Below are 26,676 nucleotides of genomic sequence, written 5' to 3'. Positions count from 1 at the left end.
GACGAGACTACCCGGACGGAGTACTCCGCTGGTCGCTCGACTGGGACAGCAGCGACAGCAGGTCAGGGATCGCGGCCCGCAGCTGCGCGCGCGAACACGCCGCGTAACCGACCGCGATGCCGAACCAGGTCGCCGGACCGCAGTGGTGGCGGGCCAGGCCGTCGAGCAGGATGCCGCGCCCGCCCGCCGCCTCGATCAGCTCGTGCTCGCGCGCCGCCGAGCCGAGCGGGACCACCAGGTGCGCGCCCGCGTCGTCGCCGAGGAAGCGGACCCCGGCGCCGGTGAGCGCGTCGACGAGCATGCCGCGCCGCTCGGACAGCTCGCGGCGCAGCTTGCGCAGGTGCCTGCCCAGGTCGCCGTTGCGGGCCAGTTCCACCACCACGAACTGCCCGGCCGCCGACGGGCTGGTGCCGGTGATGTCGCGGTGGTGCAGCACGGCGGCGATGACCGGGGGCGGCGCGACCATCCAGCCGACGCCGAGCGCGGGGGTGAGGATCTTGCTGGTGGTGCCGAGGTGCACCACCACGTCCGGGGCGAGCGAGGCCAGCAGCGGCAGGGGCGCCACGTCGTAGCGCAGCTCACCGTCGTAGTCGTCCTCGATGACCAGCCAGCCGTCGCGGCGCGCCCGGTCGACCAGTTCCACCCGTCGCGCCGCGGACATCCGCCTGCCCAGCGGGTACTGGTGCGCGGGCGAGCAGTACACCGCGCGCGCCCCGGCGGGAACGGCGTCGAGCAGCAGTCCGTCCGCGTCGACCGGCGCGGGAACGACGACCAGACCGGCGGCCCGCATGGTCTGGACCGCGCGCTGGTAACCCGGTTCCTCGACGGCGACGACGTCACCTGGGCTCAGGACCGCGGCGGCCAACTCGGCGACCGCTGCCGTGGTGCCCGCCGTCGCCAGGACCGACTCGCCCTCGTACTCGCCGCTGACCCGCAACCCCCGGTGCCGCAACAGGTGCTCGGCGACGGCGGCGCGGTAGGCGGGCACACCCGCACGGGTCGGCCGGGGCAGCGGGGCGACGTCGGCGGCGCCGCGCCAGGCCCGCCGCCACGCCGACCGGTCGATGCCGCTGGCCCACGGCGATCCCGGCCGCAGGTCGACGGCGGTGACCTCGCCGGCCTCGGTCGGCCTCGGCTTGGGCCTGGTGGACGGCGAGCCGGGGGGCGCGGTGGTGACGTAGGTGCCGGAGCCGTGCTTGCCGGTGATCCAGCCCTCGGCGTGCAGCTGCTCGTAGGCGGCGGCGGTGACGGTCCGGCTGACGTTGAGCTGGGTGGCCAGGGCGCGGGTGGAGGGCAACCGGTCGCCGCTGCGCAGCCTGCCGTCCCCCGCCGCGGCCCGCAGCTCCTCCGCGAGCTGCACCGCCAGCGGTGTGGGTGACCCCCGGTCGAGGGTCACCGGCAAGGCTGGGCTCTCCGACACCAGTGGCCTCCTGAAATCGCCGAGCTGTGGCCCTGTCAGGATGCCACTCGGGTGCGGCAGCGTAAACGCCGTGACCGAGACCTGCCTCACCCCGCCCGGCGACACCGGTGGCCCCGACCCGTCGACCAGCCCGCCGTCACCGAGCCCGCTGTCGCCGACCCCGCGCAGCACTGTCAAGCGGGGCGCGCACCGCTCCAGCACTGACCGCGCCACCCTGTACGCCGTGCTCGACGCGGGTCTGATCTGCCACCTGTCCACGGTCGTGGACGGCAGCCCCATCGTCCTGCCCACCGGCTACGGCCGCGACGGCGACACCCTCTACCTGCACGGCTCCACCGGCGCCCGCAGCCTCCGGGCCGCGATGTCCGGAGTGGAGGTCTGCGTGGCGGTGACCCTGCTCGACGGAGTCGTCTACGCGCGGTCGGTGTTCCACCACTCGATGAACTACCGCTCCGCCGTCATCCACGGCACCGCGGTCCAGGTCACCGATCCGGAGACCAAACTGCACGGTCTCCGCGTGCTGACCGAACACATGGCCCCCGGCTCCTGGGACCACGCCCGCCCCCCAACCCAAAAGGAACTGGCAGCGACAGCGGTACTGACCCTGGACCTCACCGAGGCCGCGGTGAAAACCCGCACAGGCGCACCGGGCGACGACGAGGAAGACGTCACCACCAACATCGCCTGGGCAGGCGTACTCCCCCTCCGCCAGATCTGGGGCGAGCCCGAACCCGACTCGGACCTCCCCCAACCCGCCCACATCACCGCACGAGCGGCCTCCGGCCCCCTGTAGTCAGGTCAACGACCCGCTCACATCGTGGTGCGGAGTCGCTGGGGCCAATAGTCAGCTCGACAACCCGCGCGCGTCAGGGGTGGGGAGGCGCTGGGGGCCGGTGATGGGGTCGATGCGGTAGGGGCGCATGGCGGGGCGGGCGGTGCGGTAGACGTGGATGCTGACCGCTGGGTCGGGGGTGTCGTTGCCGACTTGGTGGACGTACCCGGGGCCGAAGACGCGGGACTGGCCTGCCAGGACCGTGTGCAGCACCTCCGCGGGCCGGTGCGGTGCGGCGACGCGCTCGGTCAGCGAGCCTGAGACCACGGTGAAGGCGCCCGCGACGGTGCCGTGGTCGTGCAGGTCGGTGTGCTGGCCGGGGAGCCAGCTCATCAGCCAGACCTCCTGGCCGTCGACCCGTTCGACCAGGGCGGCGAAGCGCTCGGCCGGGTCGTAGCGCAGCAGTGGTGCCCAGCGGGCGCGGTCGTCGGCGACCTGGCGGGCGATGAGGGCCGGGTGCGCCGAGGCCGGGGTGGCGGTGAGCGCGACGGTGTTGGGCGGGACGGCGAACATGCGCGTGGTGTCCTTCGGTGGCGGTGAACACAGCTGGCGGCCCGGGGTGGCGGGTCGGCGGATGGGCTGGATCAACGACACGGACAGAGCGCGCTCGCGACAAGACCGAGGTCGGCGTGACCCCGGTGGTCGGCGATGGTGCGCGGCAACACGCGGCACAGACTGGCAGCGGACCCCGGCCCGCGCAAGCCCGTCCGCCCCGCGCCCACACCGTGGGACACTGGCGGGAGCGCGCCGGGGTACGCCCGCGCCAATCCGCGGTGCCCGGTGCGCCGAATGACCACCGACGTGGGGACGCTGGTCCCGCGGCTGGTCGAGGAGAGCGGGTGGACATGGCCGAGCGGGTTCGGCGGATCGCGAGCGTGAGCGCGGCCGACGAGGCGCGGGCACCGGATCCGGAGGCGTTGCTGCTCCGGGTCGCCAAGGGGGACGAGGGCGCCTTCGAGCGGCTTTACGAGCACGTCTGCGCCCCGGTGTTCGGGTTGGTGCGGCGGATCGTGCGGGACCCGGCGCAGTCGGAGGAGGTGACCCAGGAGGTGCTGCTCGAGCTGTGGCGGACCGCGGCGCGGTTCAGCCCGGAGCGGGGCAGCGTAATGACCTGGGTGATGACCCTGGCGCACCGGCGCGCGGTGGACCGGGTGCGCTCGTCGCAGTCGGCGACCGACCGCGAGGACCGCGCCTACCGCAGGGAGACCAGCAGGCCGTTCGACGAGGTCGCCGAGCAGGTGGGCACCCGGCTCGAGCACGAGCAGGTGCGCCGCTGCCTGTCCTCGCTCACCGACCTGCAGCGGGAGTCGGTGGAGCTGGCCTACTACCGGGGGTTGACTTACCGCGAGGTGGCCGAACTGCTCGACACCCCGCTGGGGACGATCAAGACCCGACTGCGTGACGGACTCATCCGCATGCGCGACTGCCTGGGGGTGGCTCGATGACCGCCGACATCCACGCGTTGACCGGCGCCTATGCCCTCGACGCCATTCCCGAGATCGAGCGCGCCGCGTTCGAGCGGCACCTCGCCGAGTGCGACGCGTGCGCCCAAGAGGTGCGCGAGTTGCAGGCGACGGCGGCCCGGCTCGGGGACGCGGTGTCGGAGGTCCCACCCGCCGAGCTGAAGGCGCGGGTGCTGGCCAGGATCGCCGAGGTCCGCCAGCTGCCGCCGCTGCAGCACGGCGGATCGGCGCCGACCCGGTCGCGGCCGGTGGCGCTGCGGCTGACCGGGATCGCCGCGGCGGTGCTGCTGGTGGTCTCGGTGTCGCTTGGCGCGCTGCTGCTGCGCAACCAGCAGGAGCTCGACACCCAGAAGTCGCAGTCGGTCGCCATGGTGGACCTGCTCTCTGCCGACGACGTCCGGTTCGTCAGCGGTTCGACGGCGGCGGGCCTGAACGGGACCGTGGTGGTGTCGCGGTCGCGGGGCCAGGTGATGCTGCTGGCGGCCAACATGCCGCCCGCGCCGGACGGCAAGACCTACCAGGCGTGGCTGATGCGCGACGAGGGCAGCCCGCGCTCGGTCGGACTGCTCGCGCCGGACGACTCCGGTCGGGCGTCCATCGTGGACAGCGCGGGCATCGGCACCGCCAACCAGGTCGGGGTCAGCATCGAGGCCGCTGGTGGCTCGGACGTCCCGCACGGCCCGGTCGTGATGGCGATGGCGCTGCCGGACTAGTCAGGTAACACCCGCTCAGATAACCGCTTCGAGGGCTGTGAGGACATCGGCGACCAGGTCGCGGGTGTCCTCACAGCCGCATGAGAGGCGCAACAGGCCCTCGGGAACGGCGTCGCCCCAGCGCGCCCTGCGGTCGGCGTTGGAGTGCAGGCCGCCGAAGCTGGTGGCCGAGGACACCAGTCGGGACGCCGCCAGGAACCGGGCAGCGGCCTCGGCGGAGGCCAGTTCGAAGCTGATGACCCCGCCGAAGCGGCGCATCTGCCGCGCGGCGACCTCGTGGGCCGGGTCGAGCGGGGACCCGGGCCACCGCACGGAACGCACCGCCGGGTGCTCGCGCAGGACGTCGTAGAGGGCGGCCGCGTTCTCGGCCTGGCGGGCCAGGCGCAGGTCCAGCGTGCCGAGTCCCCGGTGCGCCAACCACACCTCGAACGGTCCCGGCACGGCGCCGCTGACCGTGCGCTCGGTCCGCAGCCGGGCGACCAGGTCGGGGTCGGTGGCGGTGATGTGGCCGAGCAGCACGTCGCTGTGTCCCGCCACCGCCTTGGTGTCACTGGCCAGGGTGATGTCGGCGCCCAGCGCCAACGGGCGTTGCCCCAACGGGCTCGCCGTCGTGTTGTCCACCGCGACGAGGGCGCCCGCCGCGTGCGCCAACCGGGCGATGGCGGTGATGTCGCACACGTCCAGGCCCGGGTTGGACGGGGTTTCCAGCAGCACCAAGGCCGCGCCCGCGACCGTCTCCGCTGTCCACGCGGCCGTCGTCGCGACTTCCCTGACCACCAAGCCGTTCATCATGTGCTCGCGCACGTAGGAGCGGCCGAGGTAGTAGCCGTCGGACGGCAGGACGACCGTGTCACCCGGCTTGAGCAGCACGCGCATCAAGGCGGACACAGCGGCCATGCCGGACGGGTAGAGCACACACGACCCGCCGTCGAGCGCGCCGATGGCCGACTCCAGCGCCCGCCACGTCGGATTGCCCGCGCGGCCGTAGAAGTCGGCGGACGGGTCGTCGGACAGGTGGAACTGGCTGGCCATGACCGGCTGCGGCGGAACGGGTCCACCGGGCTCGGCGGGGACGAGACCACCGTGCACGCACCTGGTCCCGTCGCCGAACGGCTCGCTCACCACGAACTCCTCACCAGCGGACATCACCGCTCCGGCCGGGTCTTGCGGCCGATCAGCGCACCGGCCATCTCGCTGAGGTCGAACCCGTCGTGGCAGACCCGGTGCACCACCTCGGTGATCGGCATCTCCACCCCGTGGCGCAGCGCCAGCTCACGGATCGACGAGCACGACTTCACCCCTTCGGCGACCTGCCCGCCCACCGCGGCCTGCGCCTGCGCCATGGTCTCGCCCCGGCCCAGCCGCGCGCCGAAGGTCCGGTTGCGCGAGAGCGGGGACGAGCACGACGCCACCAGGTCGCCGAGCCCGGCCAGACCGGCGAAGGTCAGCGGGTCGGCGCCGAGCGCGGCACCGAGCCTGCTGGTCTCGGCGAGACCGCGGGTCATCAGCGTGGCCAGCGTGTTGGCGCCGAACCCGAGGCCGTCGGCCATCCCGCACGACAGCGCGATCACGTTCTTGCAGGCGCCCCCGAGCTCGCAGCCCACCACGTCGGTGATGGTGTAGGGCCGGAAGTAGCCGGTGGTGCACGCGCGCTGCAACGCGACGGCGCGGTCGTGGTCGCGGCAGGCGATGACCGTCGCGGTCGGCTGCTCCTCGGCGATCTCCTTGGCCAGGTTCGGCCCGGACACCACCGCGACCTGGTCGTCGGGCACGCCGGTGACGTCGACGACGACCTCGCTCATCCGCTTGAGCGTGCCCAGTTCCACGCCCTTGGCCAGGCTGACCAGGGTCGCGCCCGCGGGCAGCAGCGCGCGCCACGCGGTCAGGTTGTTGCGCAGGGTCTGGCTCGGCACCGCGAGCACCACCGTGTCCGCGCCGTCGAGCGCCAGCCGGGGGTCCGAAGTGGACGTCAGCGGCGCGGGCAGCGCGACCCCGGGCAGGTAGTCGCGGTTCTGCCTGGTCTCGGCGATGCCGTCGGCGACGTCGCGGCGCCGCGCCCACAGCACCACCTCGGTGCCCGCGTCCGCGAGCACTTTGGCGAACGTGGTCCCCCAGGACCCCGCGCCCATGACCGTGATCTTGCCCGCCATGGTCGTCGTCCCGTCAGTCCGTCGCGGTGTCGCGCTTGGCGCTCGCGCGGTAGAACTCGGCCGGTTCCGGCTCCTGGCGGATCTCGGCGACCAGCGACCGCACCCGGCTCATCAGCAGGTCGGTGACCTCGCGCAGCAACTGGTTGGTGACCGGCCTGCCCCGGTAGGCCGAGAGGTCGACCGGGTCACCCACCAGGGTCACGACCCGCTTGCGGGGGAACGGCCGGAACTTCTTGTCGTAGCCGTTCCAGATCTCCTGGGTGCCCCAGCGGGCGGCCGGGATGACCGGGACGTCGTTCTCCAGCGCCAACCGCGCCACCCCGGTGCGCGACCACATCGGCCACCCCGCCGGGTCCTTGGTGATGGTGCCCTCGGGGTAGATGAGCACCAACTTGCCCTCGCGCAACGCGTCGTGCGCGGCGCTGAGGCTGCCGCGGGCGTCCGACGTGCCGCGGTAGACGGGGATGCCGCCGGAGCCCGCGAGCATCTTGCCGAAGACCGGGATGCGGAACAGGCTGTCCTTGGCCATGAACCGCGGCACCCGGCCGTTGCGGTGCACGAACACCGCGTCGCTCGGCGGGTCGAGGTGGGAGACGTGGTTCATCACCAGCAGGGCCGCGCCCTCGGCGGGCAGCTTCTCGGCGTGCCGGTAGTCCCGCTTGGCCATCCAGCTCAACGGGTAGAACGCCGCCGCGGACACCGCGACCCAGAACCCGCCCTTCTCACGCTTGCCCAACGCCGCTCCTCGAGTGCTCCGCCAGAACCGCAGCGGCGCTGCCGCCGCACGTGACCCGTGAGTCTCCCTGGCTGACCCGCCCCGGGTCCACACGGGTCCACCGGTGGGTGCCCGCCGCGGCGGCTGCCGGCAGGATCGAGGACGTGGTGGACCTCGTGGTGCCGGTCAAGAACCTCGACCGGGCCAAGTCCCGGTTGCGCGGCGCGGTGCCCGGTGGCGCCGACGCGCACCGCGACCTCGTGCTCGCTGTGGTGTTGGACACGGTGACCGCCGCTCTGGCCGCGTCGGTGGTGCGCAGGCTGCTCGTGGTGTGCGAGGACGCCCGCGTGGTCGCCGCGCTCGCGGGCACCGGCGCCGAGGTCGTCGACGAACGCGGTCTGCCAGGCCTCAACGCGGCACTGGAGTTCGGCGCGCGGGCGCTGCGCCAAGCCGATCCGGGCGCCGTCGTCGGCGCCATGCAGGCCGACCTGCCCGCGCTGCGGCCCGAGGACCTCGACGCCGCGGTGGCCGAGGCCCAGGGCAGGCGGGCGTTCGTCGCCGACCGGCCGGGTACCGGGACGACGCTGCTGCTCGGCGCGCCGGGAGCCCCGCTGCACCCGCGGTTCGGGCCGGGATCGGCCGCCGCGCACGGCACCGGCGCGGTCCGGGTCGGCGATCGCCTGGCACACCTGCGTTGCGATGTGGACACCCCGGGTGACCTGCGGTTGGCCGCCGACCTGGGGCTCGGCGCGCGCACCGCCCGGTTGGCCGGGGCCACCTGCCGGGTGCGCTGAGCCGCGCGCTCGGCGGATGTGGCGAGAATTCACGTCTCCGTAGGAGTCACGGGTGCGCTCCCCCGCCCGCGGTAGCTGACAATGGGGTTGTGAGCACCGAGAGCAGCCCGGACGAGGCCATGACGACCAGCGGCGACAGCACCACCGCGCTCCCCGCGGGCGAGGCACCCAGTGCCGAGGGCGAACCCCACCGGGTCCCCTCCGCGCCGCCCGCGGTCACCCCCGCGGCCACCGAGACCGACCTGCCGGACGACCGCTACCTCAACCGCGAACTGTCCTGGTTGGACTTCAACGGCCGGGTGCTCGCGCTGGCCGAGGACGCCTCGCAGCCGCTGCTGGAGCGGGCCAAGTTCCTGGCCATCTTCGCCTCGAACCTCGACGAGTTCTACATGGTGCGGGTCGCGGGCCTCAAGCGCAGGAACGAGACCGGCCTGTCGGTGCGCAGCGCGGACGGGCTGACCCCGCGCGAGCAGCTGGGCTACATCTCCAAGCGCAACCAGGACCTGGTCGAGCGGCACTCCCGGGTCTTCGCCGAGCACGTGCGCCCGGCGTTGCGGGAGCGCGGGATCAGCATCGCGAGCTGGACCGAGCTGACCGCCGACGAGCACAAGAGGTTGGCCGCCTACTACCGCGACCAGGTGTTCCCCGTGCTGACCCCGCTGGCCTTCGACCCGGCGCACCCGTTCCCCTACATCTCCGGGCTCTCGCTCAACCTCGCGGTGACGGTGCGCAACCCGGACACCGGCCGGGAGAGCTTCGCCAGGGTCAAGGTGCCCGACAACGTGCCGCGCCTGGTGCCCATCGACCGCAGCGCCGACGAGCAGGTCGCGGTGTTCCTGCCGCTGGAGGAGCTCATCGCCGCGCACCTGCCGACGCTGTTCACCGGCATGGACGTCATCGAGCAGCACGCCTTCCGGGTCACCCGCAACGCCGACCTGGAGGTGGAGGAGGACCGCGACGAGGACCTCCTCAAGGCGCTGGAACGGGAACTGGCGCAGCGCCGGTTCGGACCGTCGGTGCGCCTGGAGGTCGCCGACGACATGAGCGAGCACATGCTCGAGCTGCTGCTGCGCGAGTTGGAGGTGCACCCCAACGACGTCGTGGTGGTGCGCGGCCTGCTCGACCTGTCGTGCCTGTGGCAGCTCTACGGCGTGGACCGCAAGGAGCTCAAGGACCCGCCGTTCCGCCCCGCGACGCACCCGGCCTTCGGCGAGCGGGAGACCCCGCGCAGCATCTTCGCGACGCTGCGCGAGGGCGACGTGCTGGTGCACCACCCGTACGACTCGTTCTCCACCAGCGTGCAGCGCTTCGTGGAGCAGGCGGCCAGCGACCCGCACGTCTTGGCCATCAAGCAGACGCTCTACCGGACCTCCGGCGACTCGCCCATCGTGGACGCGCTCATCGACGCGGCCGAGGCGGGCAAGCAGGTGGTGGCGCTGGTGGAGCTCAAGGCGCGCTTCGACGAGCAGGCCAACATCAAGTGGGCGCGGCAGCTGGAGAAGGCGGGCGTGCACGTGGTCTACGGGCTCGTCGGCCTCAAGACGCACTGCAAGACCTCGTTGGTGGTGCGCCAGGAGGGTTCGACGATCCGCCGCTACTGCCACATCGGGACGGGCAACTACAACCCCAAGACCGCGCGGCTCTACGAGGACGTCGGCCTGCTGACGGCGGAACCGGCCATCGGCGCCGACCTGACCGACCTGTTCAACGTCCTCACCGGCTACGCCCGCCAGGACGAGTACCGCAGCCTGCTGGTGGCGCCCTACGGTGTGCGGCGCGGGATCGTGGAGCGCATCGAGCGCGAGGTCGCGCACCTGCGCGATGGCTTGCCCGCGGGCATCCGGATCAAGATGAACTCCCTGGTGGACGAACAGGTCATCGACGCGCTGTACCGGGCGTCGCAGGCAGGCGTCCCGGTCGACGTGGTGGTGCGCGGGATCTGCGCGCTCAAGCCCGGGATCCCCGGCTTGAGCGAGAACATCCGGGTGCGCTCGATCCTGGGCCGGTTCCTGGAGCACTCCCGGATCTTCCACTTCGTCGGGTCCGACGAGCGCTGGATCGGCAGCGCGGACATGATGCACCGCAACCTCGACCGGCGCGTCGAGGTGCAGGTCCGGGTGACCGACCCGAGGCTGACCGCCCAACTGGACGCCATCTTCGACTCCGCGTTGGACCCGTCCACCCGTTGCTGGGTGCTGACCCCGGGCGGCGAGTGGGTGCCCTCCCCCGCGGACGGCACGTCCGTGCGCGACCACCAGGCCGCGCTGCTGGCCAGCCACCACGCGCTCGGCTGAGCCGGTGCACGTTCGCGCCGCGGGAGCGGTGTTGTGGCGCCCGTCGCCGTCGGGACCGGCGGCGGGCGGTGGCGCGGTGGACGTTGCCGCCGTGGAAGTGGCCGCCGTGGAAGTAGCCGTGGTGCACCGGCCGCGCTACGACGACTGGAGCCTGCCCAAGGGCAAGCTGGACAAGCGGGAGACCGTCCACGCCGCGGCGGTGCGGGAGGTGGCCGAGGAGACGGGTTTCGCCGCTGTCCTCGGCCGCCACCTGACCCGGGTGGAGTACACCGTGCCCGAGGGCAGCAAGACGGTCGACTACTTCGCCGCCCGCGCGGCGGACGCCGCCGACGAGTTCGTCCCCAACGACGAGGTCGACCTGCTGCGGTGGTTGCCGGTCGACGAGGCCGCGGCGCTGCTGACCTACCCGCACGACCGGGTGGTGCTGGAGCGCTTCACCGACGCTCCCGCCGCGACGACGACAGTCCTGCTGGTGCGGCACGCGCACGCGGGCCGCAAGCGCGAGTGGCCGGGCCCCGACGAGCAGCGCCCGCTGTCGGCGACGGGACTCCGGCAGGTCGACGCCCTGACGCGGCTGCTGCCGCTGTTCGGACCGGACCGGGTGGTGTCGGTGCCGAAACTGCGCTGCACGGCCACTGTGGCGCCGCTGGCGGCGGCGTTGGGGGTCCCGGTGGAGTCGGCGCCGGAGCTGTCCGAGTCGGCGCACGGGGAGCACGGCGGCGGGGCGGCCGCGGTGCGGCGGATCGCCGCCGCGGGTGGGACACCGGTGATCTGCAGCCAGGGCGGGGTGATCCCGGACGTGGTGTCCGAGCTCACCGGGGCGGTGGATGTCCACGCCCGCAAGGGCAGTGTCTGGGTGCTCTCGTTCGCCGGTGACCGGGTCGTCTCGGCGGACTACATACCGGCGATCTGAGGTCCATCACGAACGGGTGGAATGGGGTCGTGGGGCCCTTCGGCGGAAGTCGCCGGGAGAACTCCCGCGAGAGCGGGAATGCGTCGCGGGGCCCCGCGGAAACCGTTGTGCGCGGCCATCCCCGCGACCGGTCCGGACCACCCATGCGACAGCGCAACCGAGCAGGTCAGCGGTGGTGTCGCGGTGGGACGGACGTGGCGTTGCGCGGACACGCGAGAGCCCCGCACGGGGGAAGCGTGCGGGGCTCTCGCGATGTGCGCAGACCTGGTGAAGACGCGACCCGGACCGCCCTGGGTGGGTCGGTCCAGGCGCCGGTGGCCGACCTACTTCTTGGTGGCCTTGGCGGTCGCCCGAGGCGTGGTGCTCTTGGCGGCCGTCGTCTTCTTCGCCGCGGCGGCGGGCTTCGCCGCAGCGGTCGTGGTCTTCTTCGCCGCGGTGGTCTTCGCCGCCGTGGTCTTCGGTGCCGCCGCCGCCTTGGTCGCGGTGGCCGCGGGCTTCGCCGCGGTGGCGCGGGTCCGCGTGGTCTTGGCCGCCGTGGTGGCCGCCGCCGCCGCCGCGGGCTTCGCCGCAGCCGCACGGGTACGCGTGGTGGTGCTACGCGTGGTCGCCGCTGCCGGCTTCGCCGCCGCGGTCCGGGTGCTCGCGGCCCGGGTCGTGGTGGTGGCGGCCTTGGGCGCCGCCGCCGCCGCGCGGGTGGCCGCGGTGGTCTTGGTGGCCGCGACCTTGGGCAGCTTCTTGGCCCCGCTCACGACCTCCTTGAACATCGTGCCCGCGCGGAACGCGGGGACGTTGGTCTTCTTGACCTTCACCGTCTCGCCGGTGCGCGGGTTGCGCGCGGTGCGGGCGGCACGCGCGCGCTTCTCGAACACCCCGAAGCCGGTGATGTTCACCTTCTCGCCCTTGTTGACCGTGCGAACGATCACGTCGACGAGACCGTCGACCGCAGCGCCTGCGGCCTTCTTGTCGCCAAGGCGCTCGGTCAACGCCTCGATGAGTTGGGCCTTGTTCACCCTTCAGTCCTCCGTAAGAGAGCCACACTGCCGTTCACGGCCGAATCAGCCGACTTCTGGCAAAGATAGGCCTAATGGCGCGCGATTTCCACGCGACGCGCCCGATTTTTCCTTGCCGCATGCGGTGTCCACCCCCTGAGGGGGACCGAACCGGAGGTTTTCGGGCGTCGCGGGGGGCCGCGGACGGGGTCTGTCGGGTTGGGTTGTGGGGTGCGCGGTGGCGGTCGGACCGGCCGGATCCCCGGTGTGCGAAGGGGATTGCCGACCGGTCCGACCGACCTCAGGCGATCGGCGTTGTTACAGGCAGGTAATCGGCCCTGGCCTGCTCGAACTCGTCGATCGCGGCCACTTCGCGCAACGTGAGACCGATGTCGTCGAGCCCCTCGAGCAGCCGCCAGCGGGTGTAGTCGTCCACCGCGAACGGGGCGGTGAAGTCCTTGGCGCGGACGGTCTTCTCCCGGAGGTCGACGGTGACCTCCGTGCCCGGCTCGGTTTCGAGCAGCTTCCACAACAGTTCGATGTCGGATTGCTCCAGTTGGGCGGCCAGCAGCCCCGCCTTGCCCGCGTTGCCGCGGAAGATGTCGGCGAACCGGGTGGAGAGCACGGTCCGGAACCCGTAGTCCGACAGCGCCCAGACGGCGTGCTCGCGGGAGGAGCCGGTACCGAAGTCCGGACCGGCGACCAGCACGCTGCCCGCGCGGTAGGGCTCCAGGTTGAGCACGAAGTGCTCGTCAGCGCGCCAGGCGGCGAACAACCCGTCCTCGAACCCGGTGCGGGTGACCCGCTTGAGGTAGACCGCCGGGATGATCTGGTCGGTGTCCACGTTGGACCGGCGCAGCGGCACCCCGACCCCGGTGTGCGTGGTGAACGGCTTCATCTGTGCTCCCCCTCAGTTCTCGACCGCGGCCGCGGCACCGGCGGTGACCAGGTCTTCCGGCGAGGACAGGGTGCCGAGCACGGCGGTTGCGGCCGCCACCAGCGGCGACACCAGGTGGGTGCGCCCGCCCTTGCCCTGCCTGCCCTCGAAGTTGCGGTTCGATGTGGACGCGCTGCGCTCGCCGGGGGCGAGCTGGTCGGGGTTCATGCCCAGGCACATCGAGCAGCCCGCCTGCCGCCACTCGGCGCCCGCGGCGAGGAACACCTCGTGCAGCCCCTCGGCCTCGGCCTGCGCCTTGACCCGCATCGAGCCGGGCACCACGAGCATCCGCACCCCGTCGGCGACGCGGTGGCCCGCCAGCACGGCCGCCGCGGCGCGCAGGTCCTCGATGCGCCCGTTGGTGCAGGAGCCGAGGAAGACGGTGTCGACGCTGATGTCGCGCAGCGGGGTGCCGGGGACGAGGTCCATGTACGACAGGGCCTTCTCGGCGGCCACGCGCTCGTTCTCGTCGGCGATCTGCTCGGGGTCGGGCACCCTGGCCGAGAGCGGCAGCCCCTGGCCGGGGTTGGTGCCCCAGGTGACGAACGGGCTCAGCTCGTCGGCGTCGAGCACCACCTCGGCGTCGAAGACCGCGCCGTCATCGGTGCGCAGCTCGCGCCAGTCGGCGACGGCGGTGTCCCACAAGGCGTCGCCCGGCGCGTGCGGGCGGCCCTTGAGGTACGCGAACGTGGTCTCGTCGGGGGCGATCATCCCCGCCCGCGCGCCTGCCTCGATGGACATGTTGCACACGGTCATCCTGGCCTCCATCGACAACTTCTCGATGGCCTCGCCGCGGTACTCCAGCACGTAGCCCTGCCCGCCGCCGGTGCCGATGCGGGCGATGACGGCGAGGATGACGTCCTTGGCGGTGACACCGGGGCGCAGCTCGCCGGTGATGGTGACCGCCATGGTCTTGAACGGCCGCAACGGCAGCGTCTGGGTGGCGAGCACGTGCTCGACCTCCGAGGTGCCGATCCCGAAGGCCAGCGCGCCGAACGCGCCGTGGGTGGAGGTGTGGCTGTCGCCGCACACCACCGTCATCCCGGGCTGGGTCAGGCCGAGCTGCGGGCCGACCACGTGCACGATGCCCTGCTCGACATCGCCCATCGGGTGCAGCCGCACGCCGAACTCCGCGCAGTTGGCCCGAAGCGTGTCGACCTGGGTGCGCGAGACCGGATCAGCGATCGGGAGGTCGATCCCAACTGTCGGGACGTTGTGGTCCTCGGTCGCTATCGTCAGGTCGGGCCTGCGCACCGGCCGCCCGGCGATGCGCAGTCCCTCGAAGGCTTGCGGGCTGGTCACCTCGTGCACGAGGTGCAGGTCGATGTAGAGCAGGTCGGGTTCGGCACCGCTGCCCCTGCGCACGACGTGCCGGTCCCACACCTTCTCGGCGAGCGTTTTGGCCACCGCTGATCACCACTGCTTCCCACGGACTGGACTTCCCACATAACGGGAAAGTAGTATCGAGACGTGGGACAGCATAGCGGCATCGGAGTTCTGGACAAGGCAATGGCGGTACTGCAGGCGGTCGCCAAAGAGCCGTGCGGCCTGGCGGAGCTGTGCGTGAAGACCGGCCTGCCGAGGGCGACCGCGCACCGGCTCGCGGTCGGCCTCGAGGTGCATCGCCTGCTGCGCAGGGGAAGCGACGGCCGGTGGCGCCCGGGTGCCGCGCTGGCGGAGTTGGCGGGCGGCGCGACCGACCCGCTGCTCGACGCGGCGACCGCCGTGCTGCCCCGGTTGCGCGACCGCACCGGCGAGAGCGTGCAGCTCTACCGCCGCGATGGTCTACACCGGATCTGCGTCTGCTCCGCCGAACCGCCCAGCGGTCTGCGCGACACGGTCCCGGTCGGCGCGCGCCTGCCGATGACCGCGGGCTCCGGCGCCAAGGTCCTCGCCGCCTGGGCCGACCCGGCCACCCAGCGCAGCCTCCTCGCCGACGCCGTCTTCGGCGAACGCGCCCTCCTGGAGGTCCGCCGCCGCGGCTGGGCCCAGAGCGTCGCCGAACGGGAGCCGGGCGTGGCCAGCGTCTCAGCCCCGGTGCGCGACGCCTCGGGAGCGGTGGTGGCGGCGGTGTCGGTCTCCGGCCCCATCGACCGCATGGGCCGCAGGCCCGGCTCCCGCTGGGCAGCAGACCTCCTGGCCGCCGCCGACGCCCTCCAAAACCGCCTCTGACCCTTCTGCCCCTCCCCTACCCCCACGCCTGCGGCTCCCCCCGCAGGCGTTTCTCTTTGGGGTGGGGCAAGGGATACTGCTCGGCTGCGCCATCGCGGGGGTGTCGCCTCGGCTTCGCCATTGGCTTTGACGCGAGTTTCGAGCCTTGCTCGATGCGACGAACTTGTTTTGCGCGGGGCCCCTACGACACCCGCGGCAGGACCGCAAAGCAGGGGCCGAAAAGCATGGCCCTGTCCGCTACCGACGCTACGGGTACCGTCCCCCCACACAAAACAAGTCCGCCCCATCGAGCAAGTTGGCACCAGCGCCGTGGTGGAGCGGTGTGCGGCAATGCGTTCGGGGTTGGACCCAGTCGTAGGTGGGGGGCCGCGTTCAGCGTGGGGGTTGGTGGCGCGCGGATCACCAACCGCTACCGACCGCTGGGTGCTCGTTCCTCGCACAACGCGCCCACCGCACCGTGGGGGTCCGGGGGGTCGCCCCCCGGGTGCAATAGCGAAAGAGGCCCGCAAGGATGCACCGCATCCAAGCAGACCTCTTCCACCTCTGTAGCCCCGACGGGATTCGAACCCGCGCTACCGCCTTGAGAGGGCGGCGTCCTAGGCCGCTAGACGACGGGGCCAGGAACTTTCGTATTGAGTTATGGTCTTGCGGGTGTTGCTTGGCGTTTCCGCCGGGAGAGACTCTAGCAGAGTGATCTTTTGTCTCTCTGGCTGGGGTACCAGGACTCGAACCTAGACTAACTGAACCAGAATCAGTCGTGCTGCCAATTACACCATACCCCAATGGCTCGCCGAGTTGCCGCTGGAGCCTTGGGCTCCAGTGGCGTTCCTGCGTGCCGGGGAAGATGTTAGACCACAACCCCGGTGATCGAGAAATCGACCCCTACCGTCGGGGGATGGGGAGGGTGGACGTGCTGGTCACGGTGGGGGTGCGGTACTCGGTGACGAGGAGGGCGGGGAGGTCGGCGAGGGTGTCGATGACGGGGACGCCGGGGGTTGGGGGGTGGGTGTGGTCCCGGTCCAGCCAGATGCCGTGCAGGCCCGCGTCGCGGGCGCCGTGGGCGTCGAGGTCGAGGCGGTCGCCGATGTGGGCGGTGTTGGCGGGGGCGACGTCGAGTTCGGCGCAGGCGGTGTGGAAGATCACCGGGTCTGGTTTGGCCGCGCCGAGCTCGCCCGCGCTGATGACGGCGTCGAAGAAGCGCTCGAGGCCCAGGCTCGCGAGGCGCTCGCGCTGGCGGGGACCGGAGGCGTTGGTGACGGCCGCCAGGCGCAGGCCGGCGGCGCGCAGCCAGTCCAGGCACGGGAGGACGTCGGGGAACGGGCGCCAGGCGCGGCTCATCTGGGCGAGGCGGCGGTCCTCGAGCGCGGCGACGGCGTCGTCGTCGAGGTCGCTGCCGAGGTCGGAGAGGAAGGCCTTGGTGCGGGCGTGGCGCATGGCGTCGTAGTCGAGTTCGCCCGCGACCACCATCGCGCTGTGCTCCTCGGTGACCCGCTGCCAGGTGGGCCACAGGTCCGCGCTGCCGAGCACGACGGAGCCGATCAGCACTGTCAGCGCGGATCTCGCGGAGCCGGTGAAGTCGATGAGGGTGTCGTCGATGTCCAGGCAGATCGCGTCGATCGCAGGCGGTTCGTGCCCGTTGTTGGCCACCACCCGCCCAGGACCGGCTGATGTGGACGGTGCGGGCACGAGCGCGGAAGTCATCCAGCGAGGCTAGATCTCCCGGCGCGTCCGGCGATTCGTCTGCCTAGGTGATGTTTGGGCTTCTGACACGGTCAAGCGCGAAGCCGCGTGGCAGAGCCAAAACTACGTCTATCGCGGTGCCGTCCGCCCCCGTTACGCGGCGCCAGCCGGGCAATCGGGTGAGAGGGTGATCACCCTCGGCCACAGCGGCCGCCCGACCTGGTGCGGGACACTGTACGGGGCGACGCGCCGCCTGGTCCAGGGCCAAAGGCCTTGTGCCGCTTGGGTCTGCGCGCGAGCGGTTCGCCCGGCGGACAGACCCCCTCGTCGCCAACCCGGTCACCCAAAGGAAGCGCCTGATCGCGCGGGGCGACCACTGTCCACTGTGGCCTGTTTACGAGTCCGCACCGTCGCTTCGGCCATCGAGAGGACGAACACGGGACAGAACCCGGTCGCGGGTGGACGGTTTCCGCTGCCGCGCGTGGTCACCGCGGTGGCGTGACCCGAACGGCCGATCCCGCTTGACCGCCGGGTCGGGCCGGTGCATGCTGAGCTTATTCAACTGGCGTTGAAATCGGGGAGGGGATCGTGGACGACACGGGAACGGCGCGGCCGGGGACAATCCGGACAACGGCCTGCGTGGTCGGCGGCGGACCGGCCGGGATGGTGCTGGGGCTGCTGCTGGCGCGCGGCGGCGTCGAGGTGACGGTGCTGGAGAAGCACGCGGACTTCCTGCGCGACTTCCGCGGCGACACGGTGCACCCGCCGACGTTGGACCTGCTCGACGACCTGGGCCTTGGCCCCGCGTTCCGCGCGCTGCCGCACCGGCTGGTCGAGCAGGTGCAGGTGCCTTACCGCGGCGGCGCGCTGCGGGTGGCCAACCTCAAGGCGCTGCGCGGTCCGAACAACCACATCGCCATGGTGCCGCAGTGGGACCTGCTCGACCTGCTGGCGGGCGCGGCGGCCGAGGAGCCCACCTTCTCCCTGCGGCGCAACACCGAGGCGGTCGGGCTGCGCTGGAGCGGCCGCAAGGTGACCGGCGTCGACTACCGCACCGCCGACGGCGGGACCGGCTCGGTCGAGGCCGACCTGGTGATCGCCTGCGACGGCCGGGGGTCGCGGCTGCGCGCGGAGGCGCACCTGGTGCCCAAGTCGTTCACCACGCCGATGGACGTGTGGTGGTTCCGGGTGCCGCGCGCGGACAGCGATCCCGAGGGCATCGTGCCGGTGCTGAGCAAGCGGCGGGCGAGCGTGCTGATCGACCGCGGCGACTACTGGCAGGTGGCCACCCTGATCGCCAAGGGCTCGGACCCGGTGGCGCGGACCGGGCCGGTGACCGACCTGATGCGGGACATGGCCGCGACCCAGCCGTGGCTGGCCGACCGGCTCGACGCGGTGGGCTCGTGGGACGAGGTGAAGACGCTGGACGTGAAGCTGGACCGGCTCACCCGCTGGCACGTCGACGGACTGCTCTGCCTCGGTGACGCGGCGCACGCGATGTCACCGGCGGGCGGGGTCGGGATCAACCTGGCGGTGCAGGACGCGATCGCCGCCGCCGCGGTGCTGGCCGGGCCACTGCGCGCGGGCACGGTGTCCACTTCGGACCTGGCGCGGGTGCGGCGCAGGCGGCTGCTGCCGACGGTGCTGGTGCAGACCATGCAGCGGGTCATCCACGAGAAGGCGCTGCGGCCCGCGCTGGCGGGCGAGGTCGACATCGCCGGGTCGAGCAAGCCGCCGCTGCCGCTGCGGGTGATCGCGCGGGTCCCGCTGCTGCAGTGGCTACCCGCGCAACTGGTCGGCCGCGGCGTGATCACCGAGTCGACCCCGGACTTCGCCCGCCGCCCACCGGCCTGACCCCGGAATCCACCCGGACAGGTGACCGCGGCGCGCGGTCACCCGGCGGGCGCGGGTAGGTGGTGGGCTCGATGGGGCGAACTTGTTTTGTGCGGGGCGTCCGCCCCATCCAGCACCAGGCGTCGGTCAGCGGTTCGCGACGGGGTTGGTGAGCGTGCCGAGGCCCTCGATGGACACCGAGACCTCCTGGCCCGCGGTGATCGGGCCGACCCCGGCCGGGGTGCCGGTGAGGATGACGTCACCGGGCAGCAGGGTCATGACGCGCGAGACCCACTCGATGACGCTGGGGATGTCGTGCAGCAGCAGCGAGGTCCGGGAGTCCTGCTTGAGCTCACCGTCGACGGTGGTGCGCAGGCGCAGGTCGTCGGCGTCCACGCCGGTGCTGATCCACGGGCCGAGCGGGCAGAACGTGTCGTGCCCCTTGGCCCTGGTCCACTGCCCGTCGGCCTGCTGCTGGTCGCGCGCGGTGACGTCGTTGGCGATGGTGTAGCCCAGGATGACGTCCTTGGCCCGGGCGGCGGGCACGTCCCGGCACGGCATCCCGATGATCACCGCCAACTCGCCCTCGAAGTCCACACGCGACGAGTCGGCGGGCAGCTTGATCGCCGCGCCCGGCCCGATCACCGTGGTGGACGGCTTGAGGAAGATGACCGGGTTCGCGGGCGCCTGGCCGCCCATCTCCTTCGCGTGGTCGGCGTAGTTCTTGCCGACGCAGACGATCTTGCTTGGCAGGATCGGCGCCAGCAGCCGGGTGTCGGCCAACGGCCAGCGCCGACCGGTGAAGGTGGGCTTGCCGAACGGGTGCTCGGCGACCTCGGCAGCGACCTCGGCCCCGTCGTCACCCTCGATGGTGACGAACGCGACCCCGTCAGGATGGGCAATTCGAGCGATACGCACGCCCCCAGCCTAGGCCCACCCGCCGAGGCCCCCACTCCGGCTGGCCGGTGACGACCGTCGCCCCCGCACGCCGCCGCGAACCACATGCTCGATGGGGCGGACTTGTTTCGCGTGGCGGAGGACCAGCTTCCCCGCACACGACGAGCTCGCCCCATCGAGCGCCCCGGGTTCAGCCGCTGACCGCCGCGCGGACGCGCATCGCCTTGTGGGCCAGGGCGTCGCACAGGGCGAGCCAGCTGGCCTCGACGATGTTGCCGTGCACGCCGACGGTGGTCCACTCGCGTTCGCGGTCGGAGGACTGGACCAGCACCCTGGTGACCGCGTCGGTGCCGTGGTCGGTGCCGCGCGGGCCGCCGCCGGAGGTGAGGATGCGCACCTTGTAGTCGGTCAGCTCGACCTCGTCGAGCCACGGCAGGTGCGGGGAGAGCGCCGTGCGCAGCGCGGCGTCGAGCGCGTGCACCGGCCCGTTGCCCTCGGCGGTCGCGATGACCCGCTGGCCGCCGACGCGGACCTTCACCGTCGCCTCGGACACCACCGAGCCGTCGCGGTCGTGGTCGAGGATGACCCGGTAGGACTCCAGCTCGAACGGGGTCACCGGTTCGCTCTGGGTGGGGTCGAGCCCGGCGATCTCCTCGCGCAGCAGCAGTTCGAACGAGGCGTCGGCGGCCTCGAAGGACCAGCCGCGGGCCTCGAGGTCCTTGACCTTGCGCAGCGCGTTGGTGACGGCTTCCGGCCTGCCGGCCAGGTCAACCCCGAGCTCGTGTCCCTTGAGCTCGAGACTGGCCCGGCCGGCCATCTCGGTGACCAAGACCCGCATGTCGTTGCCGACGGTGCCCGGATCCAGGTGGTTGTAGAGGACCGGGTCCACCTTGATCGCGCTCGCGTGCAGGCCCGCCTTGTGGGCGAAGGCCGACGACCCGACATAGGCCTGGTGGGTGTCGGGTGCGATGTTGGCGATCTCGGCAAGGGCGTGGGAGACCCGGGTCAGCTCGGCCAGCGCACCGGTGGGCAGCGCATCGATGCCGAGCTTGGTCACGAGATTGCCGATGACGGCGAACAGGTCGGCGTTGCCCGCCCGTTCGCCGTAACCGTTCGCGGTGCACTGGACGTGGCTCGCGCCAGCCTGCACAGCCGCGACGCTGTTGGCCACCGCGCAGGACGTGTCGTCCTGGCAGTGGATGCCCACCCGGAACCCGGTGCGGGCGATGACCTCGCCGACGGTCTCGGCGAGACCGAGCGGCAGCTGGCCGCCGTTGGTGTCGCACAGCACGGCCACGTCCGCGCCGGACTCCATCGCCGCGGTCAGCACCCGCAGCGAGGTGTCCGGGTCGAAGGCGTAGCCGTCGAAGAAGTGCTCGGCGTCGAGGAACACCCGGCGGCCCTCGCCGACCAGGAACGCCACCGTGTCGCGCACCATGGCCTCCGCCTCGGCGACGTCGGTGCGCAGCGCGCGTTCGATGTGCCTGCGGTCGGACTTGGCGACCAGGGTGATCACCGGCGCCTGGGAGTCGAGCAGGCCGCGCACCTGCGGGTCCTGCGCGGCGGTGGTGCCCGCGCGCCTGGTGGAGCCGAACGCGACGAGCGCGGCGTGGCGCAGCTGCAACTCCCCCGCCGCGGCGCGGGCGAAGAACTCGGTGTCCTTGGGCATCGCGCCCGGCCAGCCGCCCTCGATGAACCCGACGCCGAGCCCGTCCAGCAGCCGCGCCACGGCCAGCTTGTCGGTCACCGAGTAGGAGATGCCCTCCCGCTGGGCGCCGTCGCGCAGGGTCGTGTCGTAGACGTGGAAGGTGTCGCCGAGCGGGGTGCCCGCGGGAACGGATCGGGCTGAGCTGGTCACGGTGCTGCGCTCCTGGGTGCTGCCGGGTTCTGGGTGGGCGGTGGGGATTCCTGGCAAACAAAAAGACCCCCCGCGAAGGTGCGAGAGGTCTGCGCGCTGGGCTCGGAAGAGGAGCTACCCAGCGCGCCGGTCAATAATGATGACAACGGAAGCCATGCGCCGATAGTGGCACAGTGGACTCGTCCCGGTCCACTCCACGGACCCCGTGTCCCAGTTCATGGGAGCGGTTAGTGGTCGCGAACGCCGACGGCCGCCCCGGGGGAACCGGAGCGGCCGTCGCACGAGTGCTTGTCCTAGCTGGTCTTGACGTTCGACGAGACCAGTGCGGCCAGGCGGTCCCCGATGGCGAAGGTGCCGCCGGGTGAGCCGTGGTCGCGGGTGGCCAGGTCGAAGGCCACCGAGGCCTCGATGCGCCTGGCCGCCTCCACCTCGCCGAGGTGGTCGAGCAGCAGCGCCACCGACAGCACCGCGGCGGTCGGGTCGGCGATGCCCTGGCCCGCGATGTCCGGCGCGCTGCCGTGCACGGGCTCGAACATGCTCGGGTTGCGCCGGGTGATGTCGAGGTTGCCGCTGGCGGCGAGCCCGATGCCACCGGTCACCGCGGCGGCCAGGTCGGTCAGGATGTCGCCGAACAGGTTGTCGGTGACGATCACGTCGAACCGGGTCGGGTCGGTGACCATGTGGATGGTCGTCGCGTCGACGTGCTGGTAGGCCACCGTCACGTCGGGGTGCTGCAACGACACCTCCTCCACCACGCGCGACCACAACGACCCGGCGTGCGTGAGCACGTTGGTCTTGTGCACGAGGGTGAGGTGCTTGCGGGGACGGGCCGATGCGCGGGTGAAGGCGTCGCGCACCACCCGCTCGACGCCGAAGGAGGTGTTGACGCTGACCTCCGTGGCGATCTCGTGCGGAGTGTCCTTTCGCAACAGTCCACCGTTGCCCGCGTAGAGGCCCTCGGTGCCCTCCCGGACGACGATCATGTCGATCTCGCCCGGATCCGCGATCGGGCTCTTCACCCCCGGGTAGAGCCGCGCCGGGCGCAGGTTCACGTGGTGGTCGAGTTCGAAGCGCAGCCGCAGCAGCAGGCCGCGCTCGAGGATGCCGCTGGGCACCGAGGGGTCCCCGACCGCGCCGAGCAGGATCGCGTCGTGCTCGCGCAACTCGGCGAGCACGGACTCCGGCAGCAGCTCCCCGGTCGCGTGCCACCGCGCCGCGCCGAGGTCGTATCGGGTGATCTCCGCGGTCGGAACGACCTCACCGAGCACCTTCAGTGCCTCGGCGATCACTTCCGGCCCGATCCCGTCACCTGGGATCACCGCGAGCCGCATGCACACACCTCCCGGATATCGGCCCGAACTTCTCAGGGCCTGGTAGTCGAGGGAAGGCTACCGGGAAGTCGTCCGGTCGCCGCATCTCGCCACCCCTCTGGGTGGCGAATCGAGGTCACAACGGGCCCCGGTTGACACGAACGGTGCCCGGATCGGTTGTCGACCAACCGATCCGGGCACCGCGCGGGGCGTGAATCGCGTCCCAGCCCGTGGACGGCCGGGAGCGCTACCGGGCTCGTCGGACCCGGTTGTCGAGCAACGCTCAGCCGAAGGCGACCGAGCGGACGAGGGTCGCGCCGACCGAGGCGCCGATGGACTCCAGCACGGACTGGTCGACCGGGCGGTCCACCCGCAGCAGCATCACCGCGTCGCCGCCGGAGGTCTGGCTGATCTGGGCGGCGTCGATGTTGACCCCGGTCTCGCCGAGCAGGGTGCCCACGGTGCCCATCACGCCGGGGCGCTCCGGGTACTCCAGCAGCAGCACGTCGCCCTCGGCGCGCAGGTCGAAGGAGCGGCCGTGCACCTCGACGAGCTTCTCCACCTGGCCGAGGCCCGAGAGCGTGCCGCTGACGGTCACCACCGAGGCGTCCGGGTAGACCCCGCGCAGGGTCACCACGCTGCGGTGGTTGAGGCTCTCGCTCTCCTTGGCGACCTCCACCGTCACCCCGAGGGTCTCCGCCAGCCGCGGCGCGTTCACGAACGTCACCTGGTCCTCGACGATGCCGGAGAAGACCCCGCGCAGCGCGGCGAGCGGCAGGATCGAGACGTCCTCAGTGGACAGTTCACCGCGGACCAGCACGGTGATCGCCGTCGGCGCCTTGCCGCCGAGCGCGGAGAGCACGGTGCCCAGCTTCTGCACCAGCGGCAGGTACGGGCGGACCTCCTCGCCGACGGCGCCACCGGCCACGTTGACCGCGTCCGGCACGAAGTCGCCGCGCAGCGCCAACCGGACCGAGTGCGCGACGTCGGTGCCCGCGCGGTCCTGCGCCTCGGCGGTGGAGGCGCCCAGGTGCGGGGTGACGATGATGCCCGGGACGCCGAACAGCACGCTCTCGGTGGTGGGCTCCTGGGTGAACACGTCCACGCCCGCGCCACCGACCTGGCCGCTGCGCACGGCGTCGACCAGCGCGTCCTCGTCGATCAGACCACCGCGTGCGGCGTTGACGATCAGCACGCCGCGCTTGGTCTTGGCCAGCGCCTCGGCGTTGATGAGGCCCTTGGTCTCGGGGGTCTTGGGCAGGTGCACCGAGATCACATCGGCGCGGGCCAGCAGCTCGTCGAGCTCGACCAGCTCGATGCCCAGCTGCGCGGCGCGCGCGGCGGAGGCGTAGGGGTCGTAGGCGATGAGCGTGGTGCCGAACCCGGCCAGCCGCTGGGCGAAGAGCTGGCCGATCTTGCCCAGGCCGACGACGCCGACGGTCTTGCCCAGCAGCTCGACACCGGAGAACGCGCCGCGCTTCCAGGTGCGGTCCTGCAGGGTCTGGTTCGCGGCCGGGATCTGGCGGGCCACCGCGAGCAGCAGCGCGACGGCGTGCTCGGCGGCGGAGACGATGTTCGAGGTGGGCGCGTTGACCACCAGCACGCCCCGGTCGGTCGCGGACGGCACGTCGACGTTGTCGAGGCCGACACCGGCGCGGGCGACGACCTTGAGCGTGTCGGTCGCCTTGAGCACCTCGGCGTCGACCTGGGTGGCCGAGCGCACCAGCAGCGCGTCCGCGCCGGACACCGCGGCCAGCAGCGCGGGGCGGTCGGTGCCGTCGACCTGGCGGACGTCGAACTCGTCGCCGAAGACGGCCAGCACGGACGGCGCGAGCTTCTCGGCGATGAGGACGACGGGGCGGCTCGTAATAGTCACGCTGCGGCTCCTGGGCTGGATCTGCGGAGGGACGTGGTTACGGCGCTGTAACCCAAGGGCCATGAGTCTAGGCCGGTGACTGAACCGTTCAACCCGAGGGTGAGGCAGGTGACATGGCAGTGTTTCGCCACCCCCGGCTCACTCCCCGATGACCGGCGGGGCGGTGAACTCGTCGTTGCCGAACATCTCGTCGTCGTCGCCTTCGACCAGGTAGGCGGGCCGCTTGCGCACCTGGTCCTTCACCGTCGGCAACCCGTCGGGCTCCACCGCCCGCACCGGCACCGGCGTCGACCCCGTCGGGTACAGCCCAGACCCCGCGGGCCCGAACCCCCCACCGCCGAACGCCTCCAACACCGGCGCCTGAGCCAACGGCGGGTAGACGGGCGCCTGCTGCGGGGCTATCGCCGGAGTGGACATATCGGGCCTGGGCTGCTGCTGGGGTCCGGTGTGCTGCGGGGGCCTTGGTTGACCAGGAGGCGGGGGAACCGCTTGCCTCGCCTCAGGTCGCGGACCACCTGGCTGCTGCCCCCGGAACTGCCCTTGGTTCGGTGGCATCCCGTGCTGGTTCGGCCGCACCGCTTGCGGCACCTGCCCCGGAAGCACCGGCAGCCGCCCCGACGACCCACCCGGCCCCACCTGACCCTGATGACCGTGCTGGCCCCCCGAACCAGCCTGCGCCCGCAGCGGTGCCCCTTGCTGACCGGAGCCGGTCGACGGCGCCATGCTTTGCCCTGACGACAGACCAGGCCGCGCAATCGGTCGCGGTGGCGCACCCTGCCCGGAAGCCAAGCCAGGTGGGGACTGCGGACGAGACCGCGGCGGCACACCTTGCTGCGTCGGCGAGTTGGTCCGCGGCGGCGCTCCGGGATGCGACGGCGGGCCAGGCTGCGGCAACGCACCGGACTGAGAGGTCACGCCGCGGTGAGATGGCGGACCCGGCTGGGAGATCGAGCCGGAGTGCGGTGGCGGACCCTGGTGTGGCGGTCTGCCGGGCGGTGGCTGCGCGCCGGAGCCCAGTGGCGGGGCAGCTCCGGGTCCTGGAGGTGGGCCTGGAGTCGAGGCGGTACCCAGGCCCTGTGGTGCGCCAGGCCCGACTGGTGCGACCGGAGCCATGCCCGGGCGGGAGAGCGGGGCGGCGCCGGGAGAGATGCCGGGAGCCGGGGCGGTACCCGGGCCCTGTGGCGCGCCGGAGCCGACTGGTGGGACTGGGGCCATGCCAGGACGGGAGGGCGGGCCAGGTTGCAGGCCGGGTGGTGGGCCGGGGTGTGGGGACGGGGAGCGTCCGAGGAGGGGGATGTGGCCGGAGTGGCCGGGTGGGGGGCCGCCGGTGGGGTGGGTGGGGGGTGGGCCCGACGCGGGTGGGTGGGGTGGGGTGGTTCTGGGGTGCTGGATGGCCTCGGTGCGGTCCGGTGCGTCGCCGTCGGGCTGCCCGGGGTGGGCGGCGTCGGGGGTGGCGGCGCGGGACGCGGCGGCGAGGGCCTCCGGCGTGATCCAGACCGACCCGCCGGGGTGGCCGGGGTCCGCGCCGGGTGGGGTCACCACGGTTCGTCGAACTCCCCGGCCTTGGCGCCCTCCACGAAGGCGTCCCACTCCGACTCGGTGAACACGAGCACGGTGTCGTCGGGGCCGGTGAACCGGGAGTTGCGCATGGCGATGTAGGTCTTGCCGTCGCTGTGCGGGACGAAGGCGATCTCGACGTACTCGCCGTCGGGGTCGGCGTCCGGCTCGGCCGCGCGCTGCCACTCGGCCTTCGCCAGGTCCAGGTTGCCGCGGATCTCGGCCTTGTCGTCGTAGATGGGTGCGCTGTCCATCACGTCTCCTCGCTGGGGG

General features: G+C 72.3%; 23 protein-coding genes and 2 tRNA genes. 8 read left to right on the top strand and 17 right to left on the bottom strand.

The window, feature by feature from the left end; genetic code table 11:
• Positions 1-7: 7 nt before the first annotated feature.
• A complete protein-coding gene (gene pdxR, locus LV79_RS26640; protein ID WP_308208967.1) occupies positions 8-1,420 on the bottom strand; it encodes a MocR-like pyridoxine biosynthesis transcription factor PdxR in 1,413 nt (470 codons plus the stop codon).
• Between the two features lie 70 nt (positions 1,421-1,490).
• Between pdxR and LV79_RS26635 the strand changes: the two genes are divergently transcribed.
• Positions 1,491-2,213, top strand: coding sequence for a pyridoxamine 5'-phosphate oxidase family protein (locus tag LV79_RS26635; protein WP_372495464.1), 723 nt, complete (start codon positions 1,491-1,493; stop codon positions 2,211-2,213).
• A 51-nt stretch (positions 2,214-2,264) separates the two neighbouring features.
• On the opposite strand, the gene LV79_RS26630 is transcribed toward LV79_RS26635, so the two are convergent.
• Positions 2,265-2,765, bottom strand: a complete 501-nt coding sequence (locus LV79_RS26630) for a cysteine dioxygenase (RefSeq protein ID WP_253840963.1) — start codon at positions 2,763-2,765, stop codon at positions 2,265-2,267.
• A gap of 332 nt (positions 2,766-3,097) precedes the next feature.
• Here LV79_RS26630 and LV79_RS26625 point away from each other — a divergent pair, with 332 nt between their 5' ends.
• Positions 3,098-3,697, top strand: a complete 600-nt coding sequence (locus LV79_RS26625; protein ID WP_253840962.1) for a sigma-70 family RNA polymerase sigma factor — start codon at positions 3,098-3,100, stop codon at positions 3,695-3,697.
• Positions 3,694-4,428: an anti-sigma factor gene (locus LV79_RS26620; RefSeq protein WP_253840961.1), complete on the top strand. Its 735-nt coding sequence runs from the start codon at positions 3,694-3,696 to the stop codon at positions 4,426-4,428. Before LV79_RS26625 ends, LV79_RS26620 begins: the two co-directional genes overlap by 4 nt.
• Positions 4,429-4,443: 15 nt before the next feature.
• Here LV79_RS26620 and LV79_RS26615 read toward each other — a convergent pair whose 3' ends face one another.
• Genes LV79_RS26615 through LV79_RS26605 form a run of 3 tightly spaced genes read right to left on the bottom strand, consistent with a single transcriptional unit; the run spans position 4,444 to position 7,314 of the window.
• A complete protein-coding gene (locus tag LV79_RS26615; protein ID WP_253840960.1) occupies positions 4,444-5,550 on the bottom strand; it encodes a cystathionine gamma-lyase in 1,107 nt (368 codons plus the stop codon).
• A gap of 23 nt (positions 5,551-5,573) precedes the next feature.
• Positions 5,574-6,578, bottom strand: a complete 1,005-nt coding sequence (locus LV79_RS26610; protein WP_253840959.1) for an NAD(P)H-dependent glycerol-3-phosphate dehydrogenase — start codon at positions 6,576-6,578, stop codon at positions 5,574-5,576.
• Between the two features lie 13 nt (positions 6,579-6,591).
• Positions 6,592-7,314 carry a lysophospholipid acyltransferase family protein gene (locus tag LV79_RS26605; protein WP_253840958.1) on the bottom strand — a complete coding sequence of 241 codons (723 nt, stop codon included), beginning with the start codon at positions 7,312-7,314 and terminating at the stop codon, positions 6,592-6,594.
• A gap of 146 nt (positions 7,315-7,460) precedes the next feature.
• Here LV79_RS26605 and cofC point away from each other — a divergent pair, with 146 nt between their 5' ends.
• The 3 genes from cofC to LV79_RS26590 all read left to right on the top strand — a co-directional run bounded on the left by cofC (position 7,461) and on the right by LV79_RS26590 (position 11,294).
• Positions 7,461-8,087, top strand: coding sequence for a 2-phospho-L-lactate guanylyltransferase (gene cofC / locus LV79_RS26600; RefSeq protein WP_253841211.1), 627 nt, complete (start codon positions 7,461-7,463; stop codon positions 8,085-8,087).
• A gap of 119 nt (positions 8,088-8,206) precedes the next feature.
• Positions 8,207-10,381, top strand: coding sequence for an RNA degradosome polyphosphate kinase (locus LV79_RS26595; RefSeq protein ID WP_253841210.1), 2,175 nt, complete (start codon positions 8,207-8,209; stop codon positions 10,379-10,381).
• A gap of 4 nt (positions 10,382-10,385) precedes the next feature.
• Entirely contained in the window at positions 10,386-11,294 is a 909-nt protein-coding gene (locus tag LV79_RS26590; protein WP_253840957.1) for an NUDIX hydrolase, read from the top strand.
• A 323-nt stretch (positions 11,295-11,617) separates the two neighbouring features.
• Here LV79_RS26590 and LV79_RS26585 read toward each other — a convergent pair whose 3' ends face one another.
• The 3 genes from LV79_RS26585 to leuC form a co-directional block, all read right to left on the bottom strand.
• Positions 11,618-12,304 (bottom strand): HU family DNA-binding protein, encoded by a 687-nt coding sequence (locus tag LV79_RS26585; RefSeq protein WP_253840956.1) that lies wholly within the window; start codon positions 12,302-12,304, stop codon positions 11,618-11,620.
• A gap of 280 nt (positions 12,305-12,584) precedes the next feature.
• Positions 12,585-13,181 carry a 3-isopropylmalate dehydratase small subunit gene (gene leuD / locus LV79_RS26580; RefSeq protein ID WP_253840955.1) on the bottom strand — a complete coding sequence of 199 codons (597 nt, stop codon included), beginning with the start codon at positions 13,179-13,181 and terminating at the stop codon, positions 12,585-12,587.
• A 12-nt stretch (positions 13,182-13,193) separates the two neighbouring features.
• Positions 13,194-14,627 carry a 3-isopropylmalate dehydratase large subunit gene (leuC, locus tag LV79_RS26575; protein WP_253840954.1) on the bottom strand — a complete coding sequence of 478 codons (1,434 nt, stop codon included), beginning with the start codon at positions 14,625-14,627 and terminating at the stop codon, positions 13,194-13,196.
• Positions 14,628-14,690: 63 nt separating this feature from the next.
• Here leuC and LV79_RS26570 point away from each other — a divergent pair, with 63 nt between their 5' ends.
• Positions 14,691-15,392: an IclR family transcriptional regulator gene (locus LV79_RS26570; protein WP_177215510.1), complete on the top strand. Its 702-nt coding sequence runs from the start codon at positions 14,691-14,693 to the stop codon at positions 15,390-15,392.
• 546 nt (positions 15,393-15,938) lie between these two features.
• Here the strand turns inward: LV79_RS26570 and LV79_RS26565 are convergent.
• The 3 genes from LV79_RS26565 to LV79_RS26555 all read right to left on the bottom strand — a co-directional run bounded on the left by LV79_RS26565 (position 15,939) and on the right by LV79_RS26555 (position 17,093).
• Positions 15,939-16,011: transfer RNA gene (locus LV79_RS26565), tRNA-Glu, on the bottom strand.
• An 88-nt stretch (positions 16,012-16,099) separates the two neighbouring features.
• Positions 16,100-16,174, bottom strand: a tRNA-Gln gene (locus LV79_RS26560).
• Between the two features lie 100 nt (positions 16,175-16,274).
• A complete protein-coding gene (locus tag LV79_RS26555; protein WP_301321660.1) occupies positions 16,275-17,093 on the bottom strand; it encodes an HAD family hydrolase in 819 nt (272 codons plus the stop codon).
• A gap of 567 nt (positions 17,094-17,660) precedes the next feature.
• Between LV79_RS26555 and LV79_RS26550 the strand changes: the two genes are divergently transcribed.
• Positions 17,661-18,926 carry an FAD-dependent oxidoreductase gene (locus LV79_RS26550; protein ID WP_285470619.1) on the top strand — a complete coding sequence of 422 codons (1,266 nt, stop codon included), beginning with the start codon at positions 17,661-17,663 and terminating at the stop codon, positions 18,924-18,926.
• 126 nt (positions 18,927-19,052) lie between these two features.
• Here the strand turns inward: LV79_RS26550 and LV79_RS26545 are convergent, their stop codons facing one another.
• The 6 genes from LV79_RS26545 to LV79_RS26520 form a co-directional block, all read right to left on the bottom strand.
• Positions 19,053-19,823, bottom strand: a complete 771-nt coding sequence (locus tag LV79_RS26545; protein ID WP_253840953.1) for a fumarylacetoacetate hydrolase family protein — start codon at positions 19,821-19,823, stop codon at positions 19,053-19,055.
• A 169-nt stretch (positions 19,824-19,992) separates the two neighbouring features.
• On the bottom strand, positions 19,993-21,660 hold the full coding sequence (cimA, locus tag LV79_RS26540) for a citramalate synthase (protein WP_253840952.1): 1,668 nt from the start codon (positions 21,658-21,660) through the stop codon (positions 19,993-19,995).
• A gap of 293 nt (positions 21,661-21,953) precedes the next feature.
• Positions 21,954-22,991, bottom strand: a complete 1,038-nt coding sequence (locus tag LV79_RS26535) for a 3-isopropylmalate dehydrogenase (RefSeq protein ID WP_253840951.1) — start codon at positions 22,989-22,991, stop codon at positions 21,954-21,956.
• A 262-nt stretch (positions 22,992-23,253) separates the two neighbouring features.
• The gene (serA, locus tag LV79_RS26530) at positions 23,254-24,846 is read right to left on the bottom strand and encodes a phosphoglycerate dehydrogenase (protein ID WP_253840950.1); all 1,593 of its coding nucleotides are present in this window, start codon (positions 24,844-24,846) and stop codon (positions 23,254-23,256) included.
• A gap of 138 nt (positions 24,847-24,984) precedes the next feature.
• Positions 24,985-25,263 (bottom strand): hypothetical protein, encoded by a 279-nt coding sequence (locus LV79_RS26525; RefSeq protein WP_253840949.1) that lies wholly within the window; start codon positions 25,261-25,263, stop codon positions 24,985-24,987.
• A gap of 1,118 nt (positions 25,264-26,381) precedes the next feature.
• A complete protein-coding gene (locus LV79_RS26520) occupies positions 26,382-26,657 on the bottom strand; it encodes a DUF397 domain-containing protein (protein WP_253840948.1) in 276 nt (91 codons plus the stop codon).
• Positions 26,658-26,676: the final 19 nt, after the last annotated feature.

Origin of the sequence: Actinokineospora globicatena (genome assembly GCF_024171945.1) — a bacterium.
GTDB classification, from domain to species: Bacteria; Actinomycetota; Actinomycetes; order Mycobacteriales; family Pseudonocardiaceae; genus Actinokineospora; species Actinokineospora globicatena.
The sequence above is the reverse complement of the archived record's forward strand: the minus strand, read 5'-3'. Positions and strand labels throughout refer to the sequence as shown.